21 protein-coding genes and 1 pseudogene are annotated in these 26,909 nt (G+C 73.2%); 10 read left to right on the top strand and 12 right to left on the bottom strand.

What is annotated here, in order from left to right:
• Window positions 1–1,321 precede the first annotated feature (1,321 nt).
• Window positions 1,322–2,719: pseudogene (locus ACZ7LB_RS09360) on the bottom strand (NAD(P)/FAD-dependent oxidoreductase); the annotation flags it as partial.
• Between the two features lie 996 nt (window positions 2,720–3,715).
• Window positions 3,716–4,234 carry a phage holin family protein gene (locus tag ACZ7LB_RS09355; RefSeq protein WP_471466538.1) on the bottom strand — a complete coding sequence of 173 codons (519 nt, stop codon included), beginning with the start codon at window positions 4,232–4,234 and terminating at the stop codon, window positions 3,716–3,718.
• 69 nt (window positions 4,235–4,303) lie between these two features.
• Between ACZ7LB_RS09355 and ACZ7LB_RS09350 the strand changes: the two genes are divergently transcribed.
• Window positions 4,304–4,654 (top strand): VOC family protein, encoded by a 351-nt coding sequence (locus ACZ7LB_RS09350; protein ID WP_161228821.1) that lies wholly within the window; start codon window positions 4,304–4,306, stop codon window positions 4,652–4,654.
• A gap of 47 nt (window positions 4,655–4,701) precedes the next feature.
• Here the strand turns inward: ACZ7LB_RS09350 and ACZ7LB_RS09345 are convergent, their stop codons facing one another.
• From ACZ7LB_RS09345 to ACZ7LB_RS09315, 7 genes are all read right to left on the bottom strand, one after another.
• Complete coding sequence (locus ACZ7LB_RS09345; protein ID WP_471466536.1) at window positions 4,702–5,253, bottom strand: GNAT family N-acetyltransferase; 552 nt, start codon at window positions 5,251–5,253, stop codon at window positions 4,702–4,704.
• 183 nt (window positions 5,254–5,436) lie between these two features.
• Window positions 5,437–6,360: a S66 peptidase family protein gene (locus tag ACZ7LB_RS09340; RefSeq protein WP_471466637.1), complete on the bottom strand. Its 924-nt coding sequence runs from the start codon at window positions 6,358–6,360 to the stop codon at window positions 5,437–5,439.
• Window positions 6,361–6,380: 20 nt separating this feature from the next.
• The gene (locus tag ACZ7LB_RS09335) at window positions 6,381–8,351 is read right to left on the bottom strand and encodes a prolyl oligopeptidase family serine peptidase (protein WP_471466535.1); all 1,971 of its coding nucleotides are present in this window, start codon (window positions 8,349–8,351) and stop codon (window positions 6,381–6,383) included.
• 333 nt (window positions 8,352–8,684) lie between these two features.
• Window positions 8,685–10,016 carry a M20/M25/M40 family metallo-hydrolase gene (locus ACZ7LB_RS09330; RefSeq protein WP_471466534.1) on the bottom strand — a complete coding sequence of 444 codons (1,332 nt, stop codon included), beginning with the start codon at window positions 10,014–10,016 and terminating at the stop codon, window positions 8,685–8,687.
• Window positions 10,009–10,842 carry a M55 family metallopeptidase gene (locus tag ACZ7LB_RS09325; RefSeq protein WP_471466533.1) on the bottom strand — a complete coding sequence of 278 codons (834 nt, stop codon included), beginning with the start codon at window positions 10,840–10,842 and terminating at the stop codon, window positions 10,009–10,011. Before ACZ7LB_RS09325 ends, ACZ7LB_RS09330 begins: the two co-directional genes overlap by 8 nt.
• Before the next feature lie 336 nt (window positions 10,843–11,178).
• A complete protein-coding gene (locus ACZ7LB_RS09320) occupies window positions 11,179–13,581 on the bottom strand; it encodes an MFS transporter (RefSeq protein ID WP_471466532.1) in 2,403 nt (800 codons plus the stop codon).
• 150 nt (window positions 13,582–13,731) lie between these two features.
• A complete protein-coding gene (locus ACZ7LB_RS09315) occupies window positions 13,732–14,175 on the bottom strand; it encodes an SRPBCC family protein (RefSeq protein ID WP_471466531.1) in 444 nt (147 codons plus the stop codon).
• Window positions 14,176–14,525: 350 nt separating this feature from the next.
• On the opposite strand from ACZ7LB_RS09315, the gene ACZ7LB_RS09310 reads away from it, so the two are divergent.
• Window positions 14,526–15,566, top strand: coding sequence for an Rv2578c family radical SAM protein (locus ACZ7LB_RS09310; RefSeq protein ID WP_471466530.1), 1,041 nt, complete (start codon window positions 14,526–14,528; stop codon window positions 15,564–15,566).
• Between the two features lie 66 nt (window positions 15,567–15,632).
• On the opposite strand, the gene ACZ7LB_RS09305 is transcribed toward ACZ7LB_RS09310, so the two are convergent.
• The 3 genes from ACZ7LB_RS09305 to ACZ7LB_RS09295 all read right to left on the bottom strand — a co-directional run bounded on the left by ACZ7LB_RS09305 (window position 15,633) and on the right by ACZ7LB_RS09295 (window position 19,070).
• The gene (locus ACZ7LB_RS09305) at window positions 15,633–16,751 is read right to left on the bottom strand and encodes an NADH:flavin oxidoreductase (RefSeq protein WP_471466529.1); all 1,119 of its coding nucleotides are present in this window, start codon (window positions 16,749–16,751) and stop codon (window positions 15,633–15,635) included.
• Between the two features lie 111 nt (window positions 16,752–16,862).
• Entirely contained in the window at window positions 16,863–18,440 is a 1,578-nt protein-coding gene (locus ACZ7LB_RS09300) for a DHA2 family efflux MFS transporter permease subunit (protein WP_471466528.1), read from the bottom strand.
• A 30-nt stretch (window positions 18,441–18,470) separates the two neighbouring features.
• Window positions 18,471–19,070 (bottom strand): NADPH-dependent FMN reductase, encoded by a 600-nt coding sequence (locus ACZ7LB_RS09295; RefSeq protein ID WP_471466527.1) that lies wholly within the window; start codon window positions 19,068–19,070, stop codon window positions 18,471–18,473.
• Window positions 19,071–19,187: 117 nt separating this feature from the next.
• Between ACZ7LB_RS09295 and ACZ7LB_RS09290 the strand changes: the two genes are divergently transcribed.
• From ACZ7LB_RS09290 to fabG, 8 genes are all read left to right on the top strand, one after another.
• A complete protein-coding gene (locus tag ACZ7LB_RS09290) occupies window positions 19,188–19,925 on the top strand; it encodes a TetR/AcrR family transcriptional regulator (RefSeq protein WP_471466526.1) in 738 nt (245 codons plus the stop codon).
• A 167-nt stretch (window positions 19,926–20,092) separates the two neighbouring features.
• The gene (locus tag ACZ7LB_RS09285; RefSeq protein WP_471466525.1) at window positions 20,093–20,953 is read left to right on the top strand and encodes a hypothetical protein; all 861 of its coding nucleotides are present in this window, start codon (window positions 20,093–20,095) and stop codon (window positions 20,951–20,953) included.
• A 304-nt stretch (window positions 20,954–21,257) separates the two neighbouring features.
• On the top strand, window positions 21,258–22,745 hold the full coding sequence (locus ACZ7LB_RS09280; protein WP_471466524.1) for an FAD-dependent monooxygenase: 1,488 nt from the start codon (window positions 21,258–21,260) through the stop codon (window positions 22,743–22,745).
• Between the two features lie 13 nt (window positions 22,746–22,758).
• Entirely contained in the window at window positions 22,759–23,085 is a 327-nt protein-coding gene (locus ACZ7LB_RS09275) for a TcmI family type II polyketide cyclase (RefSeq protein WP_471466523.1), read from the top strand.
• A complete protein-coding gene (locus ACZ7LB_RS09270) occupies window positions 23,082–24,362 on the top strand; it encodes a beta-ketoacyl-[acyl-carrier-protein] synthase family protein (protein ID WP_471466522.1) in 1,281 nt (426 codons plus the stop codon). The genes ACZ7LB_RS09275 and ACZ7LB_RS09270 overlap by 4 nt, the downstream gene beginning before the upstream one ends.
• Complete coding sequence (locus ACZ7LB_RS09265; RefSeq protein WP_471466521.1) at window positions 24,359–25,585, top strand: ketosynthase chain-length factor; 1,227 nt, start codon at window positions 24,359–24,361, stop codon at window positions 25,583–25,585. Before ACZ7LB_RS09270 ends, ACZ7LB_RS09265 begins: the two co-directional genes overlap by 4 nt.
• 123 nt (window positions 25,586–25,708) lie before the next feature.
• Window positions 25,709–25,978: a phosphopantetheine-binding protein gene (locus ACZ7LB_RS09260; protein ID WP_471466520.1), complete on the top strand. Its 270-nt coding sequence runs from the start codon at window positions 25,709–25,711 to the stop codon at window positions 25,976–25,978.
• 122 nt (window positions 25,979–26,100) lie between these two features.
• A complete protein-coding gene (fabG, locus tag ACZ7LB_RS09255; RefSeq protein ID WP_471466519.1) occupies window positions 26,101–26,886 on the top strand; it encodes a 3-oxoacyl-ACP reductase FabG in 786 nt (261 codons plus the stop codon).
• Window positions 26,887–26,909 lie beyond the last annotated feature (23 nt).

Raw genomic sequence — 26,909 nt, 5'->3', positions numbered from 1 at the left:
GAGGGGAGGGCTTCGGGTGCGCGCCGTGAGACCGGCCGGGTTGAGGGTGAGCACCGTGAGGAGGGGCCGGCTTCGGGCGCCCGTCATGAGGCTCGGCAGGCTCGGGGTGAGCGCCGTCGGGAGGGGAGGGCTTCGGGTGCGCGCCGTGAGACCGGCCGGGTTGAGGGTGAGCACCGTGAGGAGGGGCCGGCTTCGGGCGCCCGTCATGAGGCTCGGCGGGCTCGGGGTGGGCACCGGGCGGAGGGCTGGGCTCGGGGTGGGCACCAGGCGCGCCGGGCTTCGCCTCCCGACCGCGGTCGGCTCGCGGTGTCGCGGGGGTACCGGCCGCCCGGCCGGACTTCCCGGAACCGTCGGCGGGGCCGGGGCTCCCCGTGCCGTGGGCGGAACCGGGGGTCCCCGGGCGGTCGGCGGGGCCGGGCCGTGCGGAGCCGTCGCCGGGAGCCGGCGTCGCGGACCGGCCCGTGGTGCCGTGGCCCCCGGATGCGCCGACGCGACCGGACGTCCCGTGACCGCTGGTGGGGCCGGAGCCCCCAGGCCCATCCGAAGGGCCCGACATCGGAGGTGCGTGAAGACGGCCGAGCTTCCCCCGTCCACCACCGGGTCCGGGCTTCCCCGCCGAGCCGGATCTCCCGTGGCCACCGGAGGAACCGTTCGTCCCGGAAGCGCCCGTGGGCTGCCCGGGTTTTCCGGGGCCGTCGGCCCGTCCGGACGCACCGGTCGCCCCCGCCGGACCGGGCTTCGCCCGCCCGCCGCCGGTGGGTTCGGACCCTGCCGGTCCGTCATCGGTGGCAGCGCGGGACGGGTTCGCGACGTGACCGGTACCGCTCGAACGGCCGCCGGACGCCTCCCGTTCCCCGGGGACACCGGACGCACCCGGCTTCGCCGGACCTCCGGTGATCACCGACCCGGCGGCAGACGTACCCGCACCGCCCCGACCCGCCGCCCGGTCGTCGTCGGCCGCCCCCGGCTCCGGCCGCCCCGGGATCGCCGCGGGACCGGGCTTCGCCGACTCCCCTGCCCGGACCGGCCCGCCCTGAGCGGCGTCCCCCGGCGGCGCACCACCCGCGCGGGCACCGGACGCACCACCGGGCCGGCCCCCACCGGAGGCTCTTCTCGTCGGATGACCGGAGGCCGCCCGACCGGGGGTCGCACCCGCACTGGGGTGATGCCCTGCGGTACCGCCGCCCGGCCTCCGTTCACCGGACGGCTCCCGCGCTGACCCGGCAGTCCCGGCGGTCCCAACGGCCGCGGCAGTGCCGGAAGTCATAGCGGTACCTGAAGCCCCTGAAGCCCCTGAAGCCCCTGAAGCCCCTGAAGATCGTCCCCGTTCCGGTTCCGTCGCACCCGACGTGTCCCGCGCGCCCCTCGCGCCCGGTGCCTCACGGCCGCCGCCCGCACCCCGCGTCCCCTCGCCGCCCGTCGGAACCCGCGCCAGCTCCGGTGACGCCGACTCCAACGGCACCGACCAGGACCGTACGAGTCCCAACTGCACCGTCTGGCGCGGAAGTACGGTGTCCAGCACCCAGTCCGCCGCGACGCGCACCCGGTTGCCCGGCATCGCCGCGAGGTGGTACCCGCGGGTGACCGCACCCGCCAACGGGCCCGACAGCGGCACGCCCAACGGATTCGCCGCGGCCTGCGCACCACCGAGGTCGACCACGAAGCCCAGGTCCCGGTGGCGGTACGTCCGCCGCTCGCCGACGCCCAGCGACGCGGCGACGTTCCGGGCGCAGACACCGCCCTGCCGCCAGGCGTGCTGCGCGGTCATCGACGTGTACGCACCCGGCCGGTTCGGATCCGGCACGGCGGCCGCGTCCCCGCAGGCGAAGAGGTCGGGCCACCCGGGCACCTGGAGGTGGCCGTCGACGAGCAGTCGGCCGCGTTCCATGGGCAGCCCGAGGGACTCCACCAGCGGATCGGGCCGCACCCCCACGCACCAGACCACCGTGCGGGTGCCGACGGTCGTCCCGTCGGTCAGGACCACCCCGTCGTGCGTGGCCTCCCGCACCGACGTGCCCGTCCGCACGTCCACCCCGCGCCGGCGCAGCACCCGGTCGGCGGTGCGGGAGAGCCGCTCGTCCAGCTCCGGCAGGACCCTCGGCGCCACGTCCAGCAGCATCCAGCGCGGCCTGGGCCCGCCACGCCCCGGGCCGCGGCGGGCCTGCGCGTCGGTGTGGAGCTGGCCGTGCGCCGCGACCTCGGTACCCGTGTATCCCGCGCCGACCACCACGAAGGTGCGCCGCGCCCTGCGCTCGGCAGGGTCCTCGCTCGCGGCGGCCAGTTCCATCTGCCGGGTGACATGATCACGCAGGTACAGCGCCTCCGGCAGCCCGCGGAAGCCATGGGCGTGCTCCGCCACCCCGGGGATCGGCAGCAGCTTGTTGACGCTGCCCGCGGCCAGCACCAGCCGGTCGTAGGCCAGGGTGCCCGGGCGCCCCTCCGGCGAGGTGTAGCGCACGGTGTGCGCGTCGAGGTCGACCCCGTCCGCCTCCCCGAGCACCAGCCGCACCGTCGGCAACGTGTCGGTCAGGGACACTCCCACCCGGCGCGGCTCCAGCATCCCGGCGGCGACCTGGGGCAGCAGCGGCAGGTAGAGGAAGTAGTCGGTCGGGTTGAGCAGGACGATGTCGGCCCGGTGCCGGACGAGCCGGGACAGGGTGCGTGCCGTCCGGTACCCGGCGAAACCGGCACCGACGATCACGACGCGGGGTCGGCCCACGATGCGCCTCCGGACTCTCGCGTACACATGAGCCTTCCGCGTCCCCCTGGCCCGAACCGCCAAACGTCCCCCACGCCCGCCGCCCCCGCGCCACCCGCCCCTGATCCCCCGCGCCCCTCCGGTACCGCACCGGGAGCGGGGGCGACCCACCTCCGGAGGCCCGCCCGCGCGCACTCCCGAGAGCCCTCCCCACGTGCGCGTGGTCACCGACCGGCACGCCGCCGAGAACGGTGCCCCACACCGGCGGAACGCCGGTCCAGCGACTCGGACGAGACGCCGGCGAACACCACGGCGGCGGATACCCGGCGCACACGGTGCCGCGAGCGTGGTGCCGAGGCAGCCGGTCCTCGGTGGAAGCGTCGACGCCCCGGGGCGTCGACGGACGCCGCCGTTCACCGAACAGCCATCCGCCCCGACCGCATCCGCCACCCGAAAGCGCGAAGCCCCGAACCCGGGAGGCCGCAGCGAAGCCGGCCGACCGCGTCCCCGGACACTTCGGCGCCCCCAGCACCCGGCACCCGGCACCCGGCACCCGGCACGGCGGAACCCCTCACCACCCGCGCCCCCGGATCACCGCCGCACGGCGAACTGAACCCACCCCGACCCCACCACCGCCCTACGAACGGCCCCCACACCTGCCACCGGAACCACGAAACCGAAGAAACCGGATAGATCCCCCGACGAACGAACCCGGGCGACCGGCCCACAGCAGTTCAAGAACGCCGAACCCCACCGCAACCCCGAGGAGGCCGCCGGACGGGCCCGCCCCGGCACCGTCTCGCCCCGCGACCAGTGCCGAGCCTCACCCGGCGTCATACCGCACGAGTGCCCCCGGACCCGGTCCGGGGGCACTCGTCATCTCTCGACCGACAGCGCCGTCTCATCGCTGTCGCCACCGCCTCATGTCGCGCGGCACGGGCCTCGTCGCCCGACTCGGCTCCCGTCCCAAAGGACACTCCCCGACCGGCCGGACGCCCCGCCACCGGCGGAGGCGCGTCAACGACCGTTCCGTCGCGCCTCGGGGTCCAACTCGTCCTGGGACGGCTCCATCCTCGGGGCTCCCGGCACACCCGTCGCCCCGCCCGGCACCATGGGCGGCGCCGACGGTGTGGGCGGGTAGGGCAGGCCCATCCCGCTCGGCGGCGCCGCCGGTGCGCCGCCGCCGACGGTGTGCCGGTGTCCGGCGCCCTGTCCCTCGGCCTCTCCCTCGACGGACCGGTGTTCGGAGGGCCGCGCCGCCCCTCGCAGCACCTGGGCCACGACACCCAGCAGCACGGCGGTGATCAGCGCTGCGGCCCAGCCCGGCACCACACCGGCGAGAGCCAGCCCGACGGCGAGCGCCAGCGCCGCCCCGGCATACAGCGCGACGCCACCGGACGCCGCGTAGTACGCGGCCCTGCGACGCCGCTTCCGCGTCTGCTCGCGCAGTTCGTCGCGCACCGTCTCACGCGCCACCCGCGCCAGTTCGTCGACCAGTTCCCTGTCCAGTTGCTCCAGCTGTTCCCTGCGGTTCATACGATGCGGTTACCCCCGCCCCCGGCTTCCATGGGCGGACGCCCCCGATCGCCAACTAGGCTTCCCCGCATGGACATTCTCGGAGCCACCCTGCGCATCTACGTCGACGACCTGGACCGGGCGATCCCCTTCTACGAAGGACTGGCCGGTGGCCGGGCCCTCCGTTTCGAGCGCGGCGGCGTCGCGGTCGCGGCGGTCGGCTGCTTCCTGCTGATGAGCGGCCCCGAGGCCCAGCTCGAAGTACTGCGCAAGGTCACCGCCACCATCGCCGTGACCGACGTGGAGGAGACGCACCGGGTCCTGACCGGTCTCGGCGCCGACATCATCGCCGGACCGGTCCCCACGCCCGCCGGACGCAATCTGATCGCCCGCCACCCCGACGGGGTCGTGTACGAGTACGTCGACCGCCACGCCGCCTGAACCGGCGCCCGGCCGGACCCGGCCCACTCGCCCCGTTCGGCCGCCGGTCAGTCCGCGCCCACGGACTCGGCCGTGATCGCCCATCGCTCGTGGTCCCGCCACGCACCGTCGATGTGGAGCATCCTCGGCGAGAAACCCTCCCGCTGGAATCCACAGGCGCGGGCCAGGGCGATGGATGCGGTGTTGCCGGGCTGGACGTTGATCTCCAGCCGGTGCAGCCCCATCGGCCCGAAGGCGTACCGGACCACGAGCCCCAGCCCTTCGCGCATCAGGCCGCGCCCGGCCGCGTGCGCGAAGGCGCCGTACCCCAGGGCACCGCTCCGGAAGGCACCGTGCACGATGTTGTTGATGTTGACGAACCCGGCGATGGCACCGCCCTCCCTCTCGCACACCAGGAACCCCGCCTTGGCCGGATCCTCGATCAGCCGCGCCGCGTAGGGGGCGTAGTCGCGCGCGGTGTCGGGCGGGAACAGCCACGGACGGTGCAGGTCCCGGCTCTCCCGGGCCCGCGCGGCGAACTCCTCGGCGTCCCCGTGGCTGAAGTGCCGCAGGCCCACCCGGGGGCCCTCGGCGAGATAGCGGGCGGCGACGTGCGGCATACCGTCAGCCTACGCCGCCCGGCCTCCGGCCCACGGTGGCCACCATGGCCACCGGGCGGTGAGTGGCCTCGGCCAGGAGCCGTCCGCCCCGGGACCCCACGACCGTGAATCCGTTGGCGGCGGGCAGTGCAGGAGGCGGGGCGGCCGACGGTTCCGGGACCGGGACCGGCGGTCGACGGCCGGTCACCGCAGCGCCGGGGCGTCCAGGGTCAGCGTGCCGCCGTCCGCGTCGAGTTCCGCCGCCACCCCGAAGGGCAGGGTCAGAGCCCCCTCGCAGTGCCCGAACCCGAAGTCCTCGACGACCGGTATGCCCAGACCTCCGAGCCGGTCCGCCAGCAGTGGCCGCAGCCGCTCGACGGGCTCGCACCGCTCCCAGGAACCCAGCAGCACACCACCCACCCCGTCGAGCAGGCCCGCGCGCAGCAGTTGGGTCAGTGAACGGTCCAGCCGGTAGACCTCCTCCCCCACGTCCTCCAGGCACAGCAGCCCACCGCGCGCCGACCGCCGGGCATACGGTGTGCCCAGTTCGGCGGCGAGCAGGGTCAGACAGCCGCCGAGGGTGACACCCCGCGCCCGGCCCGGCACCAGGGCCCTCCCGGTAGAGGCGATGACCCGGACCGTCTCCGGGGCGAAGAGCGTGGCCCGCAGATGTTCCTGAGCCCGCGCGTTCTTGATGAAGTCGATCCCGGCGGCCATCGGTCCGTGCAGGGTGACCAGCCCCAGCCGGGTGGCGAACGCCTCGTGCAGCGCGGTGATGTCGCTGAACCCGACGAAGACCTTCGGCCCGGCCGCGCGCATCGCCTCCCAGTCGAGCAGCTCGACCACCCGCTGTGCTCCGTAGCCACCGCGGGCGCACAGCACCGCGTCCACTCCCGGATCGCACCAGGCTGCCTGGAGATCGGCGGCCCGGTCCGCGTCCTCACCGGCCAGATATCCGAGGGCGGCGTGCCGGTCCAGGACGTGGGGTGCCACCACCGGGTCGAGGTCCCAGCCGCGCAGCACATCGAGGCCGGCCTGCAACCGCTCCTCGGGCACGGGCCCACTGGGCGCGACGATCGCGACCCGCGCGCCGGGGGCGAGCCGGCCAGGACGCGTCATCTCCTCCACACCGCTGTCCCCCCGCTCCCTCATGTGCCCAGCTCCAGGGTCGGGATGCCGGGCACATCGATCCCGAAGACCTGGGCGTACAGGGAGAGTTCGGCCTCCAGGGCGCGCACCATGGTCTCCGCCCTGCGGAACCCGTGCCCCTCGCCCTCGAAGGTCAGATAGGCGTGGGGAACGCCCCTGCCCGCCAGACGGGCCAGGAACCGATCGCACTGCGCGGGCGGGCAGATCACGTCGTCGAGCCCCTGGAGCAGCAGGAACGGCGCGGTGACACCGTCGGCGTGCTCGATGGGCGACCGCTCGACGTACCGGTCGGGCACCTCGGCGAGGGGACCGATGAGGCTCTCCAGATACTGGGACTCGAAGTCGTGGGTCTCCCCGGTGCCCCAGCCGGTGAGGTCGAGAACGGGGTAGAGGATGGTGCCGCAGGCGTACACCCCGGTGGTGGCCAGCGACGCCGCGCTGGTCCAGCCGCCCGCGCTGCCGCCGCGCACGGCGAGCCGCGCCGGGTCGGCGGTGCCCTCCTCCGCGAGGGCGAGGGCGACGGCTGCGCAGTCCTCCACGTCGACCACGCCCCAGCGCTCGCGCAGCCGGTCGCGGTATTCCCTGCCGTATCCGGTGGAGCCCCCGTAGTTGACCTCCGCGACCCCGATCCCGCGCGAGGTGAAGTAGGCGATCTCCAGGTCCAGCACCAGCGGGGACCGGCTGGTGGGTCCCCCGTGCGCCCAGATGACGTACGGGGGTCGTTCGCCCTCGGGAGCGGTGCGGGAGGGGTGGTGGGGCGGGTGGATGTGGGCGTGGATGTCGCGCCCGCCGGGGCCGGTGAAGGTGCGCGCGACCGACCTCGGGTAGTGGGCGGGGTCGACGGCGTCGTCGTGCGGGGCACCGATCGCCCGGGCGTGGCCGGTGCGTGTGTCGAGTTCGACGACCTCGGGGCTCCGGTGCGGACCGGCGCCGACGGTCACCACGCGGGTGCCGTGCACGGCGAGGGTGCTCGCGCACTCCGTCCAGGGGCCGGCCGCGTCCACGACCTCCCCGGTGGCCGGGTCGAGTATGCCGAGGGCGGCGCCGCCCCGGCCGTGCAGAACGGCGATCAGTCCGTTGTCCAGCGGGGCGAACCAGCGCTGCCCGAGCTTCCAGAGCGGCCCGCCGAACTCCTCCTCACGGGGGCAGAGCGGCTCCCCGTCGCGGTACAGGTTCCACCAGCCGGTGCGGTCGGAGGAGTACAGCAGAGCCCCGTCGGGGGCCCATTCGACCTGGGTGACGGCCTCCTCGGGGCCGCCCGCGACGGTGCGGGCCCCGTGGAGTACCCCGTCGGGGCCGATGTCGGCGACGCGCAGTTCGGTGCCCTCCCAGGGCATCCGGGGATGGTCCCAGGCCAGCCAGGCGGCACGGCTCCCGTCGGCGGAGACCCGGGGACCGGTGACGAACCGGTGGCGCTCGTCGGTGAGTTCACGGATGGCCGTGCGGTCGTCGGCGGCCGAGCCGTCCAGCGGGACCGCGGCCAGGACCCGGCGCACATCGGAGGGCGCGTCTCCGGTGAACTCCTCCAGGACGCACCACACCTCGCCGCGCTCCGGCATCGGCTGCGGATCGGCCCAGCGCAGTCCGCCGCCGACCGGGGAGACGGGGGTCAGGGGACGCGGCTCCGCATCGCCGTCCGCTTCCCGAGCGTACAACCGCTGGTCGGGGAAGTGGCTGAACAGCGCCAGCGGGCCCTCGCCACCGGGGACGGCCGCCCAGGCCCGGCCGCCGTACTCCAGGACGCGGGTCCGCACGTTCCACGGGGCGGGCAGCACCGGCTCCTCGGTGCCGTCGGCACGGCGCCGGACGAGGGTGCGGCGGCCGCCCTCCTCGGGCCGGGGCGCGGTCCACCACACCTCGTCGCCGACGAACCCCACGTCGTCGGGGTGCCCGTCGTGCGCGGCGGCCAGGGCCGCGTCAATGGGCGAGGGCCACGATCCGTACGGCTGGGTCTGCACTGTCTCCCCCATCGTTCTCCTCCGGTCTCCCTACTTGTTCATCGTGGCGGGGTGCCGTTCCGGTTCACACCCTCCCGCTCCGCCGCGCCCGGTTCACTCGTCCCGGCCGGCCGTCGGACCGACCGTCCGGAGCAGCCATCACGGACGGCGGAATCAGCAGGACCATCCCGTCCATCGGGGCCGGGAGGGCCCGGCTGTCCACGGGGCCGCGTCCGGGCCGGCCCTGCTCGCGCCCCGGCCCGGCGCACCCGGACCGTACCGGGCCGTCGAACGCACGCTCCCTCACCACCCTGGCGGCGGGGAACCCGCCCCGCCGTGGCCGCCGCCTCCCCCGCCGCCGCCCCGCTAGGCCGTGCGCAGGAAGCGGTCGAGGACGCGGACGCCGAAGTGCAGGGCCTCGACGGGGACGCGCTCGTCGACGCCGTGGAAGAGGGCCTGGTAGTCGAAGCCCTCCGGAAGTCTCAGCGGGGCGAAGCCGTAGCCCGTGATGCCCAGCCGGGAGAACTGCTTGGCGTCGGTACCGCCGGACATGCAGTAGGGCACCACGTGCCCCTCGGGCTCGAACTCATGGACCGCCGCGCGCATCCGGGCGAAGACCGGGGTGTCCACGGGCGACTGGAGGGCCACCTCGTGGTGGGCGAACTCCCAGTCCACGTCGGGTCCGGTGAGCCGGTCCAGGGTGGCGCGGAACTCGTCCTCGAAACCGGGCAGGAAGCGCCCGTCGACCTGTGCGACGGCGTCCCCGGGGATGACGTTGACCTTGTAACCGGCCTCCAGCATCGTCGGGTTGGTGCTGTTGCGGACCGTCGCCTCGACCAGCCGGGCGGCGGGGCCGAGCTTGTCCAGCAGGGTGTTCACGCCGTCCACGTCGTCCAGGTCGGCCTCCATGCCGTACAGGACGGCGAGTTCGGTCAGACAGGCCCGCACGGTCGGCGTCAGGCGCAGCGGCCATTCGTGCTCCCCGAGGCGGGTGACGGCGGCGGTGAGACGGGTGACCGCGTTCTCCCGGTTCACCTTGGAGCCGTGTCCGGCGCGACCGCGCGCGGTCAGCCGGAGCCAGCCGGTGCCGCGCTCCCCGGCGGCGACGGGGTAGATCCGGCGGCCGGTGCCGTCGTGGAAGGTGAACGCCCCGGACTCGCCGACGCCCTCGGTGCATCCCTCGAACAGGGCCGCGTGCCGGTCCGCGAGGAACCCGGAGCCGTCCTCGGCGCTGGCCTCCTCGTCGGCGGTGAAGGCGATCACGATGTCCCGGCGGGGACGTGCTCCGGAGCGCGCCCAGGCACGGACGGCGGCGAGGACCATCGCGTCCATGTTCTTCATGTCGACGGCGCCCCGGCCCCAGACGACCCCGTCGCGGACCTCCCCGGAGAACGGGTGGACGCTCCACTCGGCGGCCTCGGCCGGGACGACGTCGAGATGGCCGTGGACGAGCAGCGCGTCGGCCGACGGGTCGGTGCCCTCGATCCGGGCGACCACATTGGCCCGGCCCTCGGTGCGCTCCAGCAGCACCGGTTCGAGCCCGGCCTCGGCGAGCCGCTCGGCGGCGTACTCGGCGGCGGGGCGCTCGCGGCAGTCGCCGCCGCCCCTGTTGGTGGTGTCGATCCGGATGAGGTCGGAGGTGAAGCGGACGACCTCGTCGAGTGCCCGGTCGTCGATGCTCTCCGTGTGCTCAGCCATACTGTTCCTCCACGGCGGCCGAGGCGATCGTGGTGACCGCCTTGAAGGTGCGGATGGCCTCGTACATGGTCGTGTGGGTGTAGGAGATCCGGCGCTCCGCCACACGGGCGACACCGGGGACGACGGTGCAGGCGGCCGCCAGGTGTTCGGCGTCGAACTCGACCGCCACGGTGAACGGCCCGGCGTCGACCGGCTCGTGCCGCACGGCGAGCGCCGCCCCGGTCCGGGCCGCGGCGCGGATGTCGGAGGCCGTGCGGGACGGGGTGCGGCACACGGCCGCGTACCGCGACACATGGTCCTTGACGGCGACCTTGGGTGCCCCGGGCGCGTAGCCCAGGGCGTCCTCGCAGGCCACGTCGTCGCCGGTGACGAGGACGACGGGCACCCCGTACTCGGCGACGACATGGGCGTTCAGCAGGCCCTCACTGGCTCTGACGTCGTTGAGCCAGACGCCGGTGATCTGGTTGGCGAGGTAGGTGTGGGCGAGGACGCCCTCCATGCCGGCGCCCGCGTGGTAGCCGACGAAGGCGATGCCGTCCACGTCCCCGTGCTGCACGCCCTCCACCATGGACAGCGGCTTGTGCCGCCCGGTGAGCATCTCCGTGCGCTCGTCGAGCCGCTCCAGGAGCAGGTTGCGCATGGTCCAGTGGGCCTCGTTGACGAGCACCTCGTCGGCTCCGCCGTCGAAGAAGCCCAGCACTGCGGCGTTGACGTCCGAGGTGAACATCGACCGGCACCGCTCCCACTGGGGCGTCCCCGGCAGCACGTCGGCGGGCCAGGTGACACCGGTGGCGCCTTCCATGTCGGCGCTGATGAGGATCTTCATGTCACGTCACGTTACGCGCTGGTTCCGCGTCGCAGCCAGGGCTGTGGAAAACTCTCACCGGCCCAGACCAATGGCCGGTCCTGAGGGGTGCGGGACCCGTCCGGACCGGCGGGCCGACCGTGTCCGGGGTCGTACCCGGCAAGGCCGTGCCCGGGAAGCGGGGCGGGGCACGGCTCCCGCAGCCGGGGCGCACGGCCTGCGCCACTCACGCCGTGGTGAACCGGGCCCTGCGCCGTCACACGTCCGGCTCCCGCCATCCGGGCGTCACGCGCCGGGTGCGCGGCACCCGGCCGATCCACCCGCTGCCCTCCGCCGGGCCCCGCCCCCTCACCGCGCTCAGTCCTCGTGGCCGAGCTGGAGGTCGCGTTCGGTGCGTCCGCCGCCGGCGACCCGGAGGACGGTGGCGACGGGCGGATAGCCCGCGGCGATGACGGTGTACTCGCCGGACGACAGGTCGACGAACCGGAAGCCGCCGTCGGGTCCGGTGGTCAGGGTGTCGACCACGTTCCCGGCGGCGTCCAGCAGGGTCACCCGGGCGTCCTCGACGGCCCGGCCGCCGCTCGCCCGGACGGTGCCGCGCAGGACGGCGCCCCCGGCCAGCTCGACGTCCTGCCGGGTCTCCCGGGCGGCCTGCACGCTGACCGGGAGGGCGGCCGGGCGGAAGGCGGGCGCGCTGGCGGCGAGGGTGTACTCGCCGGCCACCAGCTCGCTGATGGCGTAGCCGCCCTCGCGTCCGCTGCGGGTGCTGGCGACGACCTCGCCGTGGACGTTGGTGAGGGTGACGATGGCGTCGCGCACCGGGGTGCCGTCGGCGGTGGACACGCTGCCGGCCAGGCGTCCGGCGCCGCCGAGGACCACGTCCAGCTCGACCGGACGCTCCCCCACGGTCACGGAGACGGCCTGCGGCTGGTGCCCGCCGGCGGCAGCGATCAGGACGTAGGCGCCCGAGCCGGGCGTGGCCAGGGCGTAGCGTCCGTCGTCGCCGCTGGCGCCCCGGCCGATCTGCTGCCCGGCGACGTCGATGAGGGTGAGGGCGGCGCGGGGCACCACGGTGCCGTCGGGGTGCTGGACCGTGCCGCAGACGGCGATCCCGGCGGCGTACGGCGACCTGGCCTGCGGAACGGCGGCGTGGTGCGGCGCGGTGGTCTCCGGCTCGGTGAGGGGGGCGTTGTGGGACACCAGCGGTTTCTCCTTGAGGAAGAAGGCGATGAGCAGGCCGAGGGCGAGCACCGGCACCAGGTACAGGAAGATGCGCGGCATGGCGTCGGCGTACGCCGCGATGTAGGCGTCGCGCAGCGCGGGCGGGAGGGTGTGGACGAGCTGCGGGGTGAGGGACTCGGCGTCGGGCAGCCCGGCACCGGCCCCGGTGGGGACCCGTTCGCGGAGGGCGTCGGTGAGACGGCCCGCGAAGAGGGTGCCGAAGACGGCCGCGCCGACGCTGCCGCCGATCTGCCGGAAGTAGTTGTTGGCGCTGGTGGCGGTGCCGAGGTCGGCCGGGCGCACGGAGTTCTGCACGGCGAGCACGAGGACCGGCATCACCATGCCGATCCCGGCACCGAGCACGGCCATCCACACGCTGTACTGCGCGCGGGGGGTGTCGACGTCGAGGCGGGAGAGCAGCCACATGCCGACGACGGACAGGGCACCGCCGACGACGGGGTGTGCCTTGTAGCGGCCGGTGCGGCTGATGAGCTGGCCGGAGGCGACCGAGGCCACGACGATGCCGCCCATCATGGGGAGCATCAGCAGGCCGGATTCGGTGGCGCTGGCGCCGTCGACCATCTGGAGGAACGTCGGCAGATAGCTGGCCGCGCCGAACAGGGCGACGCCGACGACGAGTCCGGCCAGGGCGGTGACGTTGAAGACGGAGTCGCGGAAGAGCCGCAGGGGGATCAGCGGTTCGGGTGCGAGCCGCTCGGCCACCAGGAACAGGAGCGCGGCGGCCACCGCGCCGCCGCCGAGGCCGAGGATGACCCGGGAGTCCCAGGCGTACTCGGTGCCGCCCCAACTGGTCAGCAGGACCAGGCAGGTGGAGGCGGCGGCGAGCAGCACCGCGCCGGGGACGTCCAGCCGGGGCTTTGCCGTGGGCCTGGGCAGCTTCAGCACGGCCGTGACCACGGCGAGGGTGAGCAGGCCGAAGGGGACGTTGATGTAGAAGCACCAGCGCCAGGAGAGGTGGTCGGTGAAGTAGCCGCCCAGCAGGGGCCCGGCGACCGAGGCGAGGCCGAAGGCGGCGCCGATCAGGCCCATGAACCGGCCGCGCTCCCGGGGCGGCACGATGTCCGCGATGATCGCCTGCACACCGATCATCAGCCCGCCGGCGCCCACGCCCTGCACGGCGCGGAAGGCGATGAGCTGGTTCATGGTCCCCGCCCGGCCGGCCAGGGCCGAACCGATGACGAAGACCACGATGGCGAACTGGAAGACGCCCTTGCGCCCGAAGAGGTCACCGAGCTTGCCGTAGACGGGCAGCCCGATCGTGGAGGTGAGCAGGTAGGCGGTGATCGCCCAGGACATCCGGTCCAGGCCGTGCAGCTCGCCGACGATCTTCGGCAGCGCCGTGGCGACGATCATCTGCTCCAGGGCGGCCAGCAGCAGGGCCAGCATGAGCCCGACGAAGACCAGCCGCACCCGCCGGGGGGTCAGCCCCGGGTCCGCGACCGGGGCCGGAGCGGGTGGCTCCGGCCGTCGCGGTGGCGCGACGGCCGGCTCCTCCTGCACCAAGGTGACTCCGCCCATGTGCCGCTCCCCTCGTCACACCCGCTCACAACTGGCCGCCTGCGGCGACAACTACGAGCAAGTGCGACAAGTTACGGCGTACGGCGCGATCATCCGAGGATCACTCGAACCGGTGAGGCCGCCAACACCCTTCGGTGCAGGGCGTGTTGGCTACTTCTCGACCTCGGCGGCGAGCTTGGCGAGCACCGCGTCGTAGATCCGGCCCAGGCCCTTGGGGGCGAAGGTCCGCTCGAAGAAGCCGCCGATGCCGCCGGCGCCCTTCCACGCGGTGTGGACCACGACCCGGGACCGGCCCTCGCCCGCCGGGGTGACCCGCCAGGTGGTGACCATGGTGGAGTTGCGGTCCTTCTCGACGAGTTCGCCGTCGGACGGTTCGGTGACCTCCAGGAGGCAGTCCCGGACACGCTTGCTGGTGGCCTGGAGCTTCCAGTGCACCAGGGTGCCCTCGCCGTCACCGCCCTCGCGGACCTCGTACTCGCTGAAGTGCTCGGGCAGCAGCTTCGCGCGCGTGCCGCTGTAGTCGGCGATGGTGTCGAACACCGTCTCCGCGTCCGCCGCCACGATCCGCTCCGTCGTGGCCTCGACCTGCGCCATCGGGTTCCTCCAGGGCCTGGTTCTCGGGATGGCTCAAGCCAACCACCCCTCCGCCCGCCCTCCAAATCGGGGGTGGGGCAAGGGCCGGTCCGCCCCGGCCGACACACCGGTCCGGACGCCCGGAACGCGCCTCCCACCCGCGCGGCCGATCCGCAGGGTCCGCACCCCGGACCGGTCGGCCCGCGCGGCCACCCCGGACATCGGCCGACCCGCGCGCCGGACGCGCCGCCGCCGGCCGCGCGGTCGCCCGGGAGGCCGGGGCGCGCCCGCCGAGCGGCCCGGAACCTCGTTCGCACGATCATGGGAACAAGTGTTCTATTGTGTGGGCGGCAGACTACCGAGGAGGCGCCATGCGCTGGGAGGACCTCACGGACTCCGATCACGCCCGAGCCGCCGAACCCGCGCTGTTCGGCGCGGACGCGGTCACCACCCGCACCTTCGACGTTCCCGAGTTCCGGGGGGTCACCTTCCACGAGGTGCGGGCCCGCTCGATCCTCAACCGCGTGCCGGGCGCGTCCCGGATGCCGTTCGAATGGACGGTGAACCCCTACCGGGGCTGCACGCACGCGTGCGTCTACTGCTTCGCCCGCAAGACGCACAGTTATCTCGACCTCGACACCGGCCTCGGCTTCGACAGCCAGATCGTGGTGAAGGTGAACGCGCCGAGCCTGCTCCGCGCCCACCTCGGCTCCCGGCGCTGGCACGGCGAGCACATCGCGATGGGCACCAACGTGGACTGCTACCAGCGGGCCGAGGGCCGCTACCGGCTGATGCCCGGCATCATCGAGGCGCTGCGCGACTACGCGAACCCGTTCAGCATCCTCACCAAGGGCACCCTGATCCTGCGCGACCTCGACCTGCTGCGGCAGGCCGCCGATGTCACCGATGTCGGGGTCTCCGTGTCGGTCGGCTTCGTCGACCAGGAGCTGTGGCGCACGGTCGAGCCCGGCACCCCCGCCCCCGAGCGCCGTCTCGACGTCGTACGGGCCCTGACCGACGCGGGCATCGGGTGCGGGGTGCTGATGGCGCCGGTCGTCCCCTTCCTCGGCGACCGGCCCGACCAGCTGCGGGCCACCGTGGCGGCCGCGGCCCGCGCCGGGGCGACCTCGGTGACCCCGCTCGTGCTGCATCTGCGGCCGGGCGCGCGCGAGTGGTTCATGAGCTGGCTCGCGCGGACCCACCCCCACCTCGTACGCCGGTACGAGCGGCTGTACGCGGAGGGCGCCTACGCACCGAAGTGGTACCAGCGCCGGGTGACCCGTCAGGTGCACGAGCTGGCGGAGGAGTTCGGCATCGGTCCGTCACGGGCCGCGTCCTTCCGGCGTCCGCGTATGCCCGCGCGGGGCGGCGCGCCCCGGCCCGCCGAGCCGACGCAGCTGACGCTCATGTGACCTGGGGGCGTGTCCGGTCGCGTTCGGCGCCCGCGCGGCGGGCCCACCGGCCGGTGGGCGCACGGCTCAGTGGAGGCTGCCGATCAGGGTCCGGTCGAACGGGGTGAGTTCGCCGACCTGTCCGGCGAGGACCTTCCGCAGCCACTCGGGGTCCCCGAGCAGGGCCCGTCCGACCGCCACGAGGTCGAACTCCTCGCGCTCCATGCGGTCGAGCAGCTCACCGATGTCCGTGACCGCGGCCTGCGCACCCTGGAACACCTCCAGGAACTCGTTGCTGAGGCCCACCGATCCGACGCTGATGGCGGGCTTGCCGGAGAGCTTCTTCGCCCAGCCCGCGAGGTTGAGGTCGGATCCCTCGAACTCGGGGAGGTGGAACCGGCGGGTGGAGCAGTGGAAGGCGTCGGCCCCCGCGTCGGCCAGGAGACCGAGCATGGTCCGCAGTTCCTGCGGAGTCTCGGCGACCCGCGCCTGGTAGTGGTTCGGCTTCCACTGCGAGAACCGGAAGGAGATCGGGAAGTCCCCGGAGACGCTCTCCCGGCAGGCGGCCACGATCTGGGCGGCGAACCGGGTGCGGCCGACGATGTCGCCGCCGTAGGCGTCGGTGCGCCGGTTGGTGAACGCCCACAGGAACTGGTCGAGGAGATAGCCGTGGCCGCCGTGGATCTCTATGCCGTCGAAGCCGAGCGACTCGGCGGACGCCGCGGACGTGGCGTAGGCGGCGACGACGTTGTCGATGTCCGCCTGATTCATCTCCTTGCCCGACCGCGAGCCGTCCAGGGCGATGCCCGAGGGGCCGATCCGCGGGGCGTCGGGGACCGGTGGAGCGCCTGCCGCACGCTCCATGCCGACGTGCCACAGCTGCGGCATGATCCGGCCGCCCGCCGCATGGACGGCTTCGGCCACGGCCGCCCAGCCGGCGAGCGCCTCGTCGCCGTGGAACCGGGGGACGCGGGCGCTGCTTCCCGCCGAGTCGTGGCCGACGTAGGTGCCCTCGGTGATGATCAGGCCGACCCCGGCAGCCGCCCGCCGGGCGTAGTACCGCGCCACGTCCTCCCCCGGCACTCCGCCGGGGGAGAACTCGCGCGTCATCGGCGCCATCACGACACGGTTGGGCAGGGTGAGGCCTCCCAGGGAGAACGGACGGTCCAGGATGTCCCGGGCACGTTCGACGGAGTACTTGGGCATCGGCGTTCGCCTTCGATAGGGGCCGGCCGCACGGCGACGGGGGATGCGTCCGTGCGGCCGGCTGCTTGGGTGGGTACGGGGGCGATGCGGGCGGGGCCGCGCCCGGTCCCGCTAAGTGGCCGCGGCGGAGCCCTTCCCGGCCCCGGCTTCGGTCCCGGCGGCCGGCGGCCCCGCGGCAGCCGGACCGAGGGGCGGCGTGGAGCGGACGAACCACGCCGTGCCGAACGCGATCGCGGACACGACGGCCGCGCCCAGCAGCACGCCGTGCAGACCACTGCTGACGGCCTCCTTGACCGCGTCGCGCGTGGCGGTCGTCATGTCCTTCAGCTGCGCCGGGGTCAGGGCGCCGCCCGCGGTGAGCCGCTGCTGCGCGGCGGAGCCGAGCCGCTCGGTCAGCACCTCGCTCATGCGGCTGCTCTGCAGTGCGCCGAGCAGGGCGACACCGAGGGAGCCGCCGATGGTGCGCACCAGGGTGACCGTGCCGGTGGCCGCGCCCATGTCCCGCAGGTCCGCGTTGTTCATGGTGGCGACCATGGTGGCCTGGATCAGGGCGCCGATCCCCACCCCGATGACCAGGGTGTACGCGGAGGCCGCGGCGACCGGGGTGCCGGTGCCGAGCAGGAGGAGCAGCAGCGCGCCGGCGAGGGCGGTCCCGCCGCCGACGAGCGCCACGACGCGGTCCATACCGCCGCGGTCCATCAGCCGCCCGGTGGCCAGCTGGGCCGTCAGCATGCCGAACATGAGCGGCAGGATGAGCAGGCCACTGGCCGTGGACGACGAGCCCTGGACGAACTGCATGTACTGCGGGAGGTAGTTGACGACGGAGAAGAGGACGGCTCCGGCCAGGAAGCTGAGGACCTGGGCGAGGGTGAAGTCCCGACGGGCGAACAGCCGGGGCGGCGTGACCGGTTCGGCGACGCGCAGTTCCACGCGTACGAACCAGGCCACCGAGACCACCACGACCACGGCGAGTACGGCGATCTGCCAGGACGTCCAGGCGTAGGTGGTTCCGGCCCAGCCCGCCAGCAGGGTGAGGGCCAGGATGCCGGTGGTGAGCAGCGCCGTGCCGAGCCAGTCGATGCGGCCCTGGACGCGGGCGGAGGGCAGCCGTACGCCCCTGGTGATCGCCAGCAGCGCGACCAGTCCGATGGGCACGTTGACGTAGAAGGCCCAGCGCCAGCTCACGTAGTCGGTGATGAACCCGCCGAGCAGGGGGCCGCCGACGAACGCGACCGGCATCATGACACCCACCATCGACTGGATGCGGCCACGGTCCTGCGCGGGCACCACCACCCCGATGACCGAGAGCGCGCCGACCATCAGGCCGCCCGCGCCGAGGCCCTGGAGACCGCGGAAGGCGATGAGCTGCCCCATGCTCTGCGCCAGGCCGCACAGCACCGTCCCCGCCAGGAACAGTGTCACGGAACTGAGGCAGGCGCCCTTGCGGCCGTACAGGTCCCCGAGCTTGCCCCAGACGGGAGTGGACGCGGCCATGGTGAGCAGGTAGGCGGTCACCGCCCACGAGAAGTGCTCAAGGCCGCCGAGGTCGCCCACGATCGTGGGGAGCGCCGTGCTGACGAGCTGTCCGTCGAGCGTCGCCAGGAAGATGCTGAGCATCAGCCCGAAGACACCAAGGCGGGGCAGACCCGGCCGGTCGGGCGCGGGAGTGTCGGTCGCGGGGTCGTTCATCGCTGCCCCCAGGGCACGAGTGGAGGGATGTCAGACGGCGTACGGGCGGGCGTGCCGGGCCTCGCGAAGGGACTGCCCCCACCATGTGAGCTGGTCGAGCATGGCCTTGGCCGCGCCGTCGCTCCCGGGGTCGGTGGGCTTGCCGTCGGCACCGAAGATCTCGCCGTAGTTGTGGAAGCTGACGGTGTTGCGGATCGTGACCGCGTGCAGCTCCGCGAGCACGACACGGAGCTGTTCGACGGCGCGCAGGCCGCCGGCGATTCCGCCGTAGGCGACGAAGCCGACCGGCTTGGCGTGCCACTGCTCGTTGTGCCAGTCGATGGCGTTCTTCAGCGCCGCGGGGAAGCTGTGGTTGTACTCGGGCGTGACGATCACGAAGGCGTCGGCTTCGGCCAGCCGCGGTGAGACCGCGCCGACCAGGGCCACGATCTCGTCGCTGGGGGGCTGCCCGAACGCCGGGAAGACGGTGGGCAGGGGCGTCTCGACGAGGTCGATCAGATCGGCCTCCATGTCCTCGCGCTGGGCGATGTGTCCCGCGACCCAGTCCGCGACGACCGGGCCGAACCGCCCGTCCCGGGTACTGCCGATGATCACCGCGATGCGGAGGGGGCGGTCGGTCTGGTCGGCCATGGGGAGCTCCTCGGTTGTATACGCCGTATCTCTCTCGTACAACGTACACATCTGCTTGTACGCTGTCCACTCCTGATACGATGTACACCGCACCGTTCGTCGGAAGGGACCGCAGCGATGACCGCCCGGGAGAGACAAGCAGCGAGCGAGGGCAAGGACCACGTCTCCGTGTGGGAGCGCCTCGAACGGCCGGCGCCCACCCCTCGCACCGTCCTGGCCCCCCTGCGGATCGCCAAGACCGCCGTCGGCATCGCGGACGCGGAGGGACTCGACGCGGTCACCATGCGCCGCCTGGCCACCGAACTCGGCGTCGCCCCCATGGCCGCGTACCGCTACGTCACCGGCAAGGACGAACTCCTGGAGCTGATGGTCGACTTCGTCTACGCGGAGCTGGAGCTGCCCGACGGCAAGGAGGACTGGCGCACGAGCCTGCGGTCCGTCGCCCTGCGCATAAGGGAGGTCCTACTGCGGCACTCGTGGGTGACGCGGGCGACGTGGTGCGCGCCGACCCCGAACCAGCTGGCCGTGACCGAGGCCGGCCTGGCCGCGCTCGACGACCTCGGCCTCGACGCGGACGACACCATGGCGGTCTACAACACACTCATGTCCTATGTGCACGGCGCGGTGGACTCGGAGATCGGACTGACGCAGATGCTGCACGTGCGCGGCTGGTCCAACCGCGAGGAGGCCCGCGCGGGACTGGCCTCGCAGATGGCCTGGCTCATGGCCACCGGCCGGTACCCGATGTACGCGCGCTACATCACCGAGGCCCGGCGCAAGGACGACCCGCAGTGGCAGTTCGAGGCCGGCCTGGACGCCGTCCTCGACGGCATCGCGGCGCGCCTGGCGATCTGAGGTCTCCGCAGCCGGAACTTCGGGTTTCCGTGTCCGAGGACATCGCCGGGACAGGCCGCTTCAAATCATCGAAGGCCCGCTACAGAGAAAATACATGTAGCGGGCTTTCGCTTGCCCGCCCATGAATCCCGGAAATAGATTTGCCGCACTTCGAAGCGGTGGGGGAAATGACGCACGGATTCAAGGACGACACGGATACCACCCGTACGACGACCACGAGACCGATGGAGTGCGAGGGCGCCGCCTGCCTGCGCAGCGTCGCCGCGGGACGGGCCCCGGAGCTGGCCGTCGCCGGCACCCGGCTCTGCCCGAACTGCCGGCTCCGTCTCACTCACGACCTGCGGCGGCTGCCGCGCCTGCACGAGGAGTGCGGGCAGTTGCTCACCGGCGTGGACCGTCCGCGCGACCGGACGTCCGGCGGCGGCTCCATGCCCGGACTGCCCTTCAACACGGCGGCCGCCGAGGCACGTTCGCGGATCACCGGCACGCTGCGGTCGTGGGCGGCGCTGGTGGTCGAGGAGCGGGGCGTGGGCGCCCCTCGGGACACCCCGGCGCGGATCGCGGACTTCCTGCTGCTGCACTCCGCCTGGCTGCACACGCACCGGGCCGTCGGCGAGCTGTCCGACGAGGTGGCACGGTGTGTACGCCAGGCCCGTCGGGTCATCGACCCGGCTCCGCGGCGCCGGGTCCCGGTCGGCGACTGCGTCGTGCCGGGCTGCGGGGGCGCGCTCACTGCGGCCGTCCTGTCCGGCGGCGCCGGGCCCGCGGTCGAGGTCGGCTGCGACACGGAGCCCACGCACCGCTGGTCAAGGCAGGAGTGGATGCGTCGCAGCGCCCGGCCCGGCCCGGAACGCACGGAGCCGCCGGTGCGCTGGATGAGCGCCCGTGACATCGCCGCGCTGTGGGGCGTCGCGCCGGGCAGCGTCTACCGACGCGCCAGCGAGGACCAGTGGCGCCGCCGCGCGGTCAACGGCAGGACCTACTACCACGAGCAGGACGTCCACGCGTCGTCCAGTGCCCGCGCCTGACGGACACCGGCGACGGCCGCGGAGAACAACGGCTCCACCAGGGCGATCCGGCCCTGGTGGAGCTTTTTTCGTAGCTCCTGAAAATGCGATTTGACGAGACTCTGACTCAAGTATGTCGTGGAACTGGAATACAGCCATTGACATCCGCCGGGTTTCCGAAGAAGCTCTTCATTAGCTTCCGCAGAACTGTGCCGCTCACCCGGCAGGACATCACTGCGGAAAAGCGTGAAGCGGCGCACCGAGGTCCCATTCCGGTGCGCCGCTTCGTCGTTCCGACCATTCCGACGCCCCGGAGGACACATTCATGGACGCTTCCGTCATCGTCGCCGGTGCGGGTCCCACCGGACTCATGCTCGCCGGGGAGCTACGGCTCGCGGGAGTCGACGTCATCGTGCTGGACCGGCTCCGAGAGCGCACCGGCGAGTCCCGCGGCCTGGGCTTCACGACCCGGACGATGGAGGTCTTCGACCAACGCGGGCTGCTGCACCGCTTCGGCGACATGGGCACCAGCAACGCCGGCCACTTCGGCGGACTGCCGGTGGACTTCGGTGTCCTCGACAGCATCCACCAGGCGGCCAAGACCGTGCCGCAGTCCGACACCGAGACCATGCTCGAAGGCTGGGCGCGCGAGCTGGGCGTCGATCTCCGGCGCGGCCACGAGCTGATCACCCTGCGCGATCACGGCGACCACGTCGAGGCCGAGGTGCGCGGCCCCGACGGCGGGGAGACCCGGCTGGCGGCTTCCTACCTCGTGGGGTGCGACGGCGGCCGCAGCACCGTACGCAAGGCGTCCGGCTTCGACTTCCCGGGCACCGCGGCGACCATGGAGATGTTCCTGGCGGACGTCAAGGGCATCGACCTGAAACCGCGGCTGATCGGCGAGACGTACTCCGGCGGCATGGTCATGTGCGGCCCGCTCGGCGACCGCGGGGTCACGCGCATCATCGTCTGCGAACGCGGTGCGCCCGCGCGTCGGCGCACCGAGCCGCCCTCGTACGCGGAAGTGGCCGCGGCCTGGCAGCGGATCACCGGCATCGACATCTCGCACGCCGAGCACGAGTGGGTGAGTGCGTTCGGCGACGCGACCCGGCTCGCCACCGAGTACCGGCGGGGCCGGGTGCTGCTGGCCGGCGACGCCGCGCACATCCATCTGCCGGCCGGCGGCCAGGGCATGAACACCGGTGTCCAGGACGCCCTGAACCTCGGCTGGAAGCTGGCCGCCGTGATCCGCGGCACCGCGCCCGAGAAACTGCTGGACACCTACCACGACGAACGGCACGCGGTGGGCGAGCGCCTGATGATGAACACCAGGGCTCAGGGCCTGCTCTTCCTCAGCGGCGACGAGGTCCAGCCGCTGCGCGACGTGCTGGCGGAACTGATCCGCTACGAGGAGGTCAGCCGCCATCTCGCCGGCATGGTGAGCGGCCTGGAGATCCGCTACGACGTCGGCCCCGGCCGCCACCCCCTGCTGGGTCTGCGGATGCCGCACCTGGAGCTGGTGGGCGACCGGCGCAAGACCAGCAGCACCGAACTGCTGCGCGCGGCGCGGGGCGTGCTGCTCGACCTGGAGGACAACGCCGTCCTGCGCGACCGCGCGGCCGGCTGGTCGGACCGGGTGGACATCGTGACCGCGGAGCCCCACGGCGTCCTCGCCGACGGTCCGCTCTCGGGCACGTCGGCAGTGCTGGTCCGTCCGGACGGCCACGTGGCCTGGGCCGCGCCGGGCAGCCACCACGATCTGCCCATGGCACTGGAGCGCTGGTTCGGTCCGTCCCGGATACAGCAGGCCTGACAAGGAGAGACGTATGCACAGCACACTGATCGTGGCCCGGATGGAACCCCATGCGGCCGCTGACGTCACTCGCCTCTTCGGCGAGTTCGACGACACGGACATGCCGCACCTGATGGGCACCCGGCGCCGACAGCTCTTCAGCTACCGGGGCCTCTACTTCCACCTCCAGGACTTCGACTCCGAGGACGGCGGCGAGCGGATCGAGGCGGCCAGGACGGACCCGCGGTTCGTCGGCATCAGCGAGGACCTCAAGCCCTTCATCACCGCCTACGACCCCGCGACCTGGCGCTCCCCCGCCGACGCCATGGCGCAGCGCTTCTACCACTGGACCGCCCGATGAGCGGCCCGGAGGGCAGGCGGGTCGTCATCACCGGCATCGGCGTCACCGCGCCTGGCGGCGTCGGCACCAAGAACTTCTGGAGCCTGCTGGCCGACGGGCGTACCGCGACGCGGCGCATCAGCTTCTTCGACCCCACCCCGTTCCGCTCGCAGGTCGCCGCCGAGGTCGACTTCGACGCCGAACTGATGGGTCTCGGCGCCCAGGAGGTCCGGCGGATGGACCGGGCCGCGCAGTTCGCCGTGGTCACCGCGCGGGAAGCGGTGGCGGACAGCGGACTCGAGTTCGACGCCCTGGACCCGCACCGGACCGGCGTGACCATCGGCAGCGCGGTCGGCGCGACGATGGGGCTCGACGAGGAGTACCGGACCGTCAGCGATGGCGGACGGCTCGAACTGGTCGACCACGCGTACGCGGTCCCGCACCTCTACAACTACATGGTGCCCAGCTCCTTCGCGGCGGAGGTGGCGTGGGCGGTGGGCGCCGAGGGCCCCACCACGGTGGTCTCCACCGGCTGCACCTCGGGCCTCGACTCCGTGGGCTACGCCGCCGAGCTGATCCGTGAGGGGTCGGCCGACGTCATGGTGGCCGGCGCGGCGGACGCCCCGATCTCGCCCATCACCGTGGCCTGCTTCGACGCGATCAAGGCCACCACCTCGCGCAACGACGACCCGGAGCACGCGTCCCGCCCATTCGACGGGACGCGCAACGGGTTCGTGCTCGGTGAGGGCTCGGCGGTCTTCGTCCTGGAGGAACTGGACAGCGCACGGCGGCGCGGCGCCCATGTGTACGCGGAGATAGCCGGGTACGCCACGCGCAGCAACGCCTTCCACATGACGGGCCTGCGCCCCGACGGCCGGGAGATGGCCGAGGCGATCCGGGTCGCCCTGAACGAGGCCCGGCTCGCTCCGGAGGCCGTCGACTACGTCAACGCGCACGGTTCGGGCACCAAGCAGAACGACCGGCACGAGACCGCCGCGTTCAAGCGCAGCCTCGGCGAGCACGCGTATGCCGTGCCGGTCAGCTCCATCAAGTCGATGGTCGGGCACTCCCTTGGCGCCATCGGCTCGATCGAGATCGCGGCGAGCGTGCTGGCGATGGAGAACAACGTGGTGCCGCCCACCGCCAATCTGCACACCCCCGACCCCGAGTGCGATCTCGACTACGTACCACGCGCCGCGCGGGACTGGCGCACCGACGCCGTGCTCTCCGTGGGCAGCGGTTTCGGCGGCTTCCAGAGCGCCATGGTGCTCGCCCGTCCCGAGCGGAGGGCAGCGTGAGCGGGTCCGGCGTCCGGGTCGCCGTCACCGGACTGGGTGTGGTCGCCCCCAACGGCTTGGGCGCGGAGGCGTACTGGACAGCGACCCGCGAGGGAACCAGCGGCATCGGCCGCGTCTCACGCTTCGTCCCCGACCGGTACCCGGCCCAACTGGCCGGTGAGATCGAAGGGTTCGCCGCCGAGGAGCATCTGCCGGGCCGGCTGCTGCCGCAGACCGACCGGATGACCCAGCTGGCTCTCGTGGCCGCGGACTGGGCGTTCGAGGACGCCGCGGTGCGCCCCGAGGAGCTGCCCGAGTTCGAGATGGGCGTGATCACGGCCAGTTCCTCGGGCGGCTTCGAGTTCGGCCAGCGAGAGCTTCAGGCCCTGTGGAGTCAGGGGAGCCGGTACGTCAGCGCGTATCAGTCCTTCGCCTGGTTCTACGCCGTCAACAGCGGGCAGATCTCCATCCGCAACGGCATGCGAGGCCCGAGCGGTGTGGTCGTCAGCGACCAGGCCGGCGGCCTCGACGCGGTCGCCCAGGCACGGCGCCAGATCCGCAAGGGCACCCGACTGGTGATGTCGGGGGCCGTGGACGCCTCGATCTGTCCCTGGGGCTGGGTCGCGCAGATGGCGAACGGGCGGCTGAGCACCTCCACCGACCCGGAACGGGCCTATCTGCCCTTCGACCCCGCGGCGAACGGCCACGTGGCCGGCGAGGGCGGCGCCCTGCTCGTCCTGGAGGAGCTGGAGCAGGCCAGGGCCCGGGGCGCACAGCAGATCTACGGCGAGATCGCCGGGTACGGCTCCACGCTCGACCCCAGGCCGGGCAGTGGGCGTCCCCCGGGTCTGCGCAAGGCGATCGAACTGGCGCTGGCCGACGCCGGGGCCGCGCCGGACGAGATCGACGTGGTGTTCGCCGACGCGGCCGCCGTCCCCGAGCTGGACCGGATCGAGGCCGCGGCGATCACCGACGTGTTCGGGGCCGGAGCGGTGCCGGTCACGGCGCCCAAGACGATGACCGGGCGGCTCTACTCGGGGGCGGCTCCACTGGACCTGGCCGCCGCGTTCCTCGCCATGCGGGACGGGGTGATCCCGCCGTCCATCGGCGTCGCCCCCTCCCCCGAGCACGGACTCGACCTCGTCGTCGACCAGGAGCGGACCGCCGCGGTGCGCTCCGCCCTGGTGATCGCCCGCGGCCACGGCGGTTTCAACTCCGCGCTCGTGGTCCGCTCCTCCGCCTAGGGCCTGATCCCAAGCAGGCGTCGCCCCCCGGGCCCGGGCGCCGACGAGCGGACACCACGGTCTGCCGGGACGCGGAGGACCGGCTCGACCGGCTCCCCATCGCAGCAACGAAAGGACACTCCCATGACTTCTCACGATTTCACCCTGGACGACCTCAAGCGCATCCTGCGCGAGGGGGCAGGCGCGGACGAAAGCGTCGACCTCGACGGGGACATCATCGACACCGACTTCGAGTCGCTGGGCTACGAGTCCCTGGCGCTGCTGGAGACCGGTGGCCGCATCGAGCGCGAGTTCGGCGTCACCCTCGACGACGACACGCTGACCGACACCAAGACCCCGCGCGCGCTGATCGAGACCGTGAACGCCCTGCTGGTCCCCGTCGAGATCGGCTGAGCCCCGCCACGGACCCCGCCGCCGGTTCCCGTCGAGCCTCCGCCGGGTACCGGCGGCGCGCTTCCACCCTCTCGCAACCCCCTTCGCGCCTTGCGCCTCCCCCACTTCTGCAGGAGACGGACATGAAGCAGCACAACCCGAAGGTCGCCCTCGTCACCGGGGCGACCAGCGGTATCGGCCTCGCGGTGACCAGGCTGCTGGCCGAGCAGGGCCACCGGGTGTTCCTGTGCGCCCGCACCGAGGAGGGCGTGACCCGCACGGTCAAGGAACTCCTCGACGAGGGCCTGGAAGTGGACGGCGCCCCCTGCGACGTCCGCTCCGCCGACGACATACGCCGGTTCGTGCGGCAGGCCGTCGAGCGCTTCGGCACGGTCGACGTGCTCGTCAACAACGCGGGCCGGTCCGGCGGCGGAGTCACCGCCGAGATCGCCGACGACCTCTGGCACGACGTGATCGCCACCAACCTCGACAGCGTCTTCCTGATGACGCGCGAAGTGCTCACCACGGGCGGCATGCGCGACAAGGACCGCGGCCGCATCATCAACATCGCCTCCACCGCGGGCAAGCAGGGCGTGGTGCTCGGCGCCCCCTACTCGGCCTCCAAGCACGGTGTCGTCGGCTTCACCAAGGCGCTCGGCAACGAGCTGGCGCCCACCGGCATCACCGTCAACGCGGTCTGCCCCGGCTACGTCGAGACGCCGATGGCGCAGCGCGTGCGCCAGGGCTACGCGGCCGCGTACGACACCAGCGAGGACGCCATCCTCCAGAAGTTCCAGGCGAAGATCCCGCTCGGCCGCTACTCGACCCCCCAGGAGGTCGCGGGCCTGGTCGGCTACCTGGCGTCCGACACCGCCGCCTCCATCACCTCCCAGGCACTGAACGTCTGCGGGGGCCTGGGCAACTTCTGAGCCGCCGGGCACCTTCCGAGCCA

The sequence above is a fragment of the Streptomyces sp. NPDC107521 genome, assembly GCF_055598485.1.
This window is presented reverse-complemented; position numbering and strand designations above follow the sequence as displayed.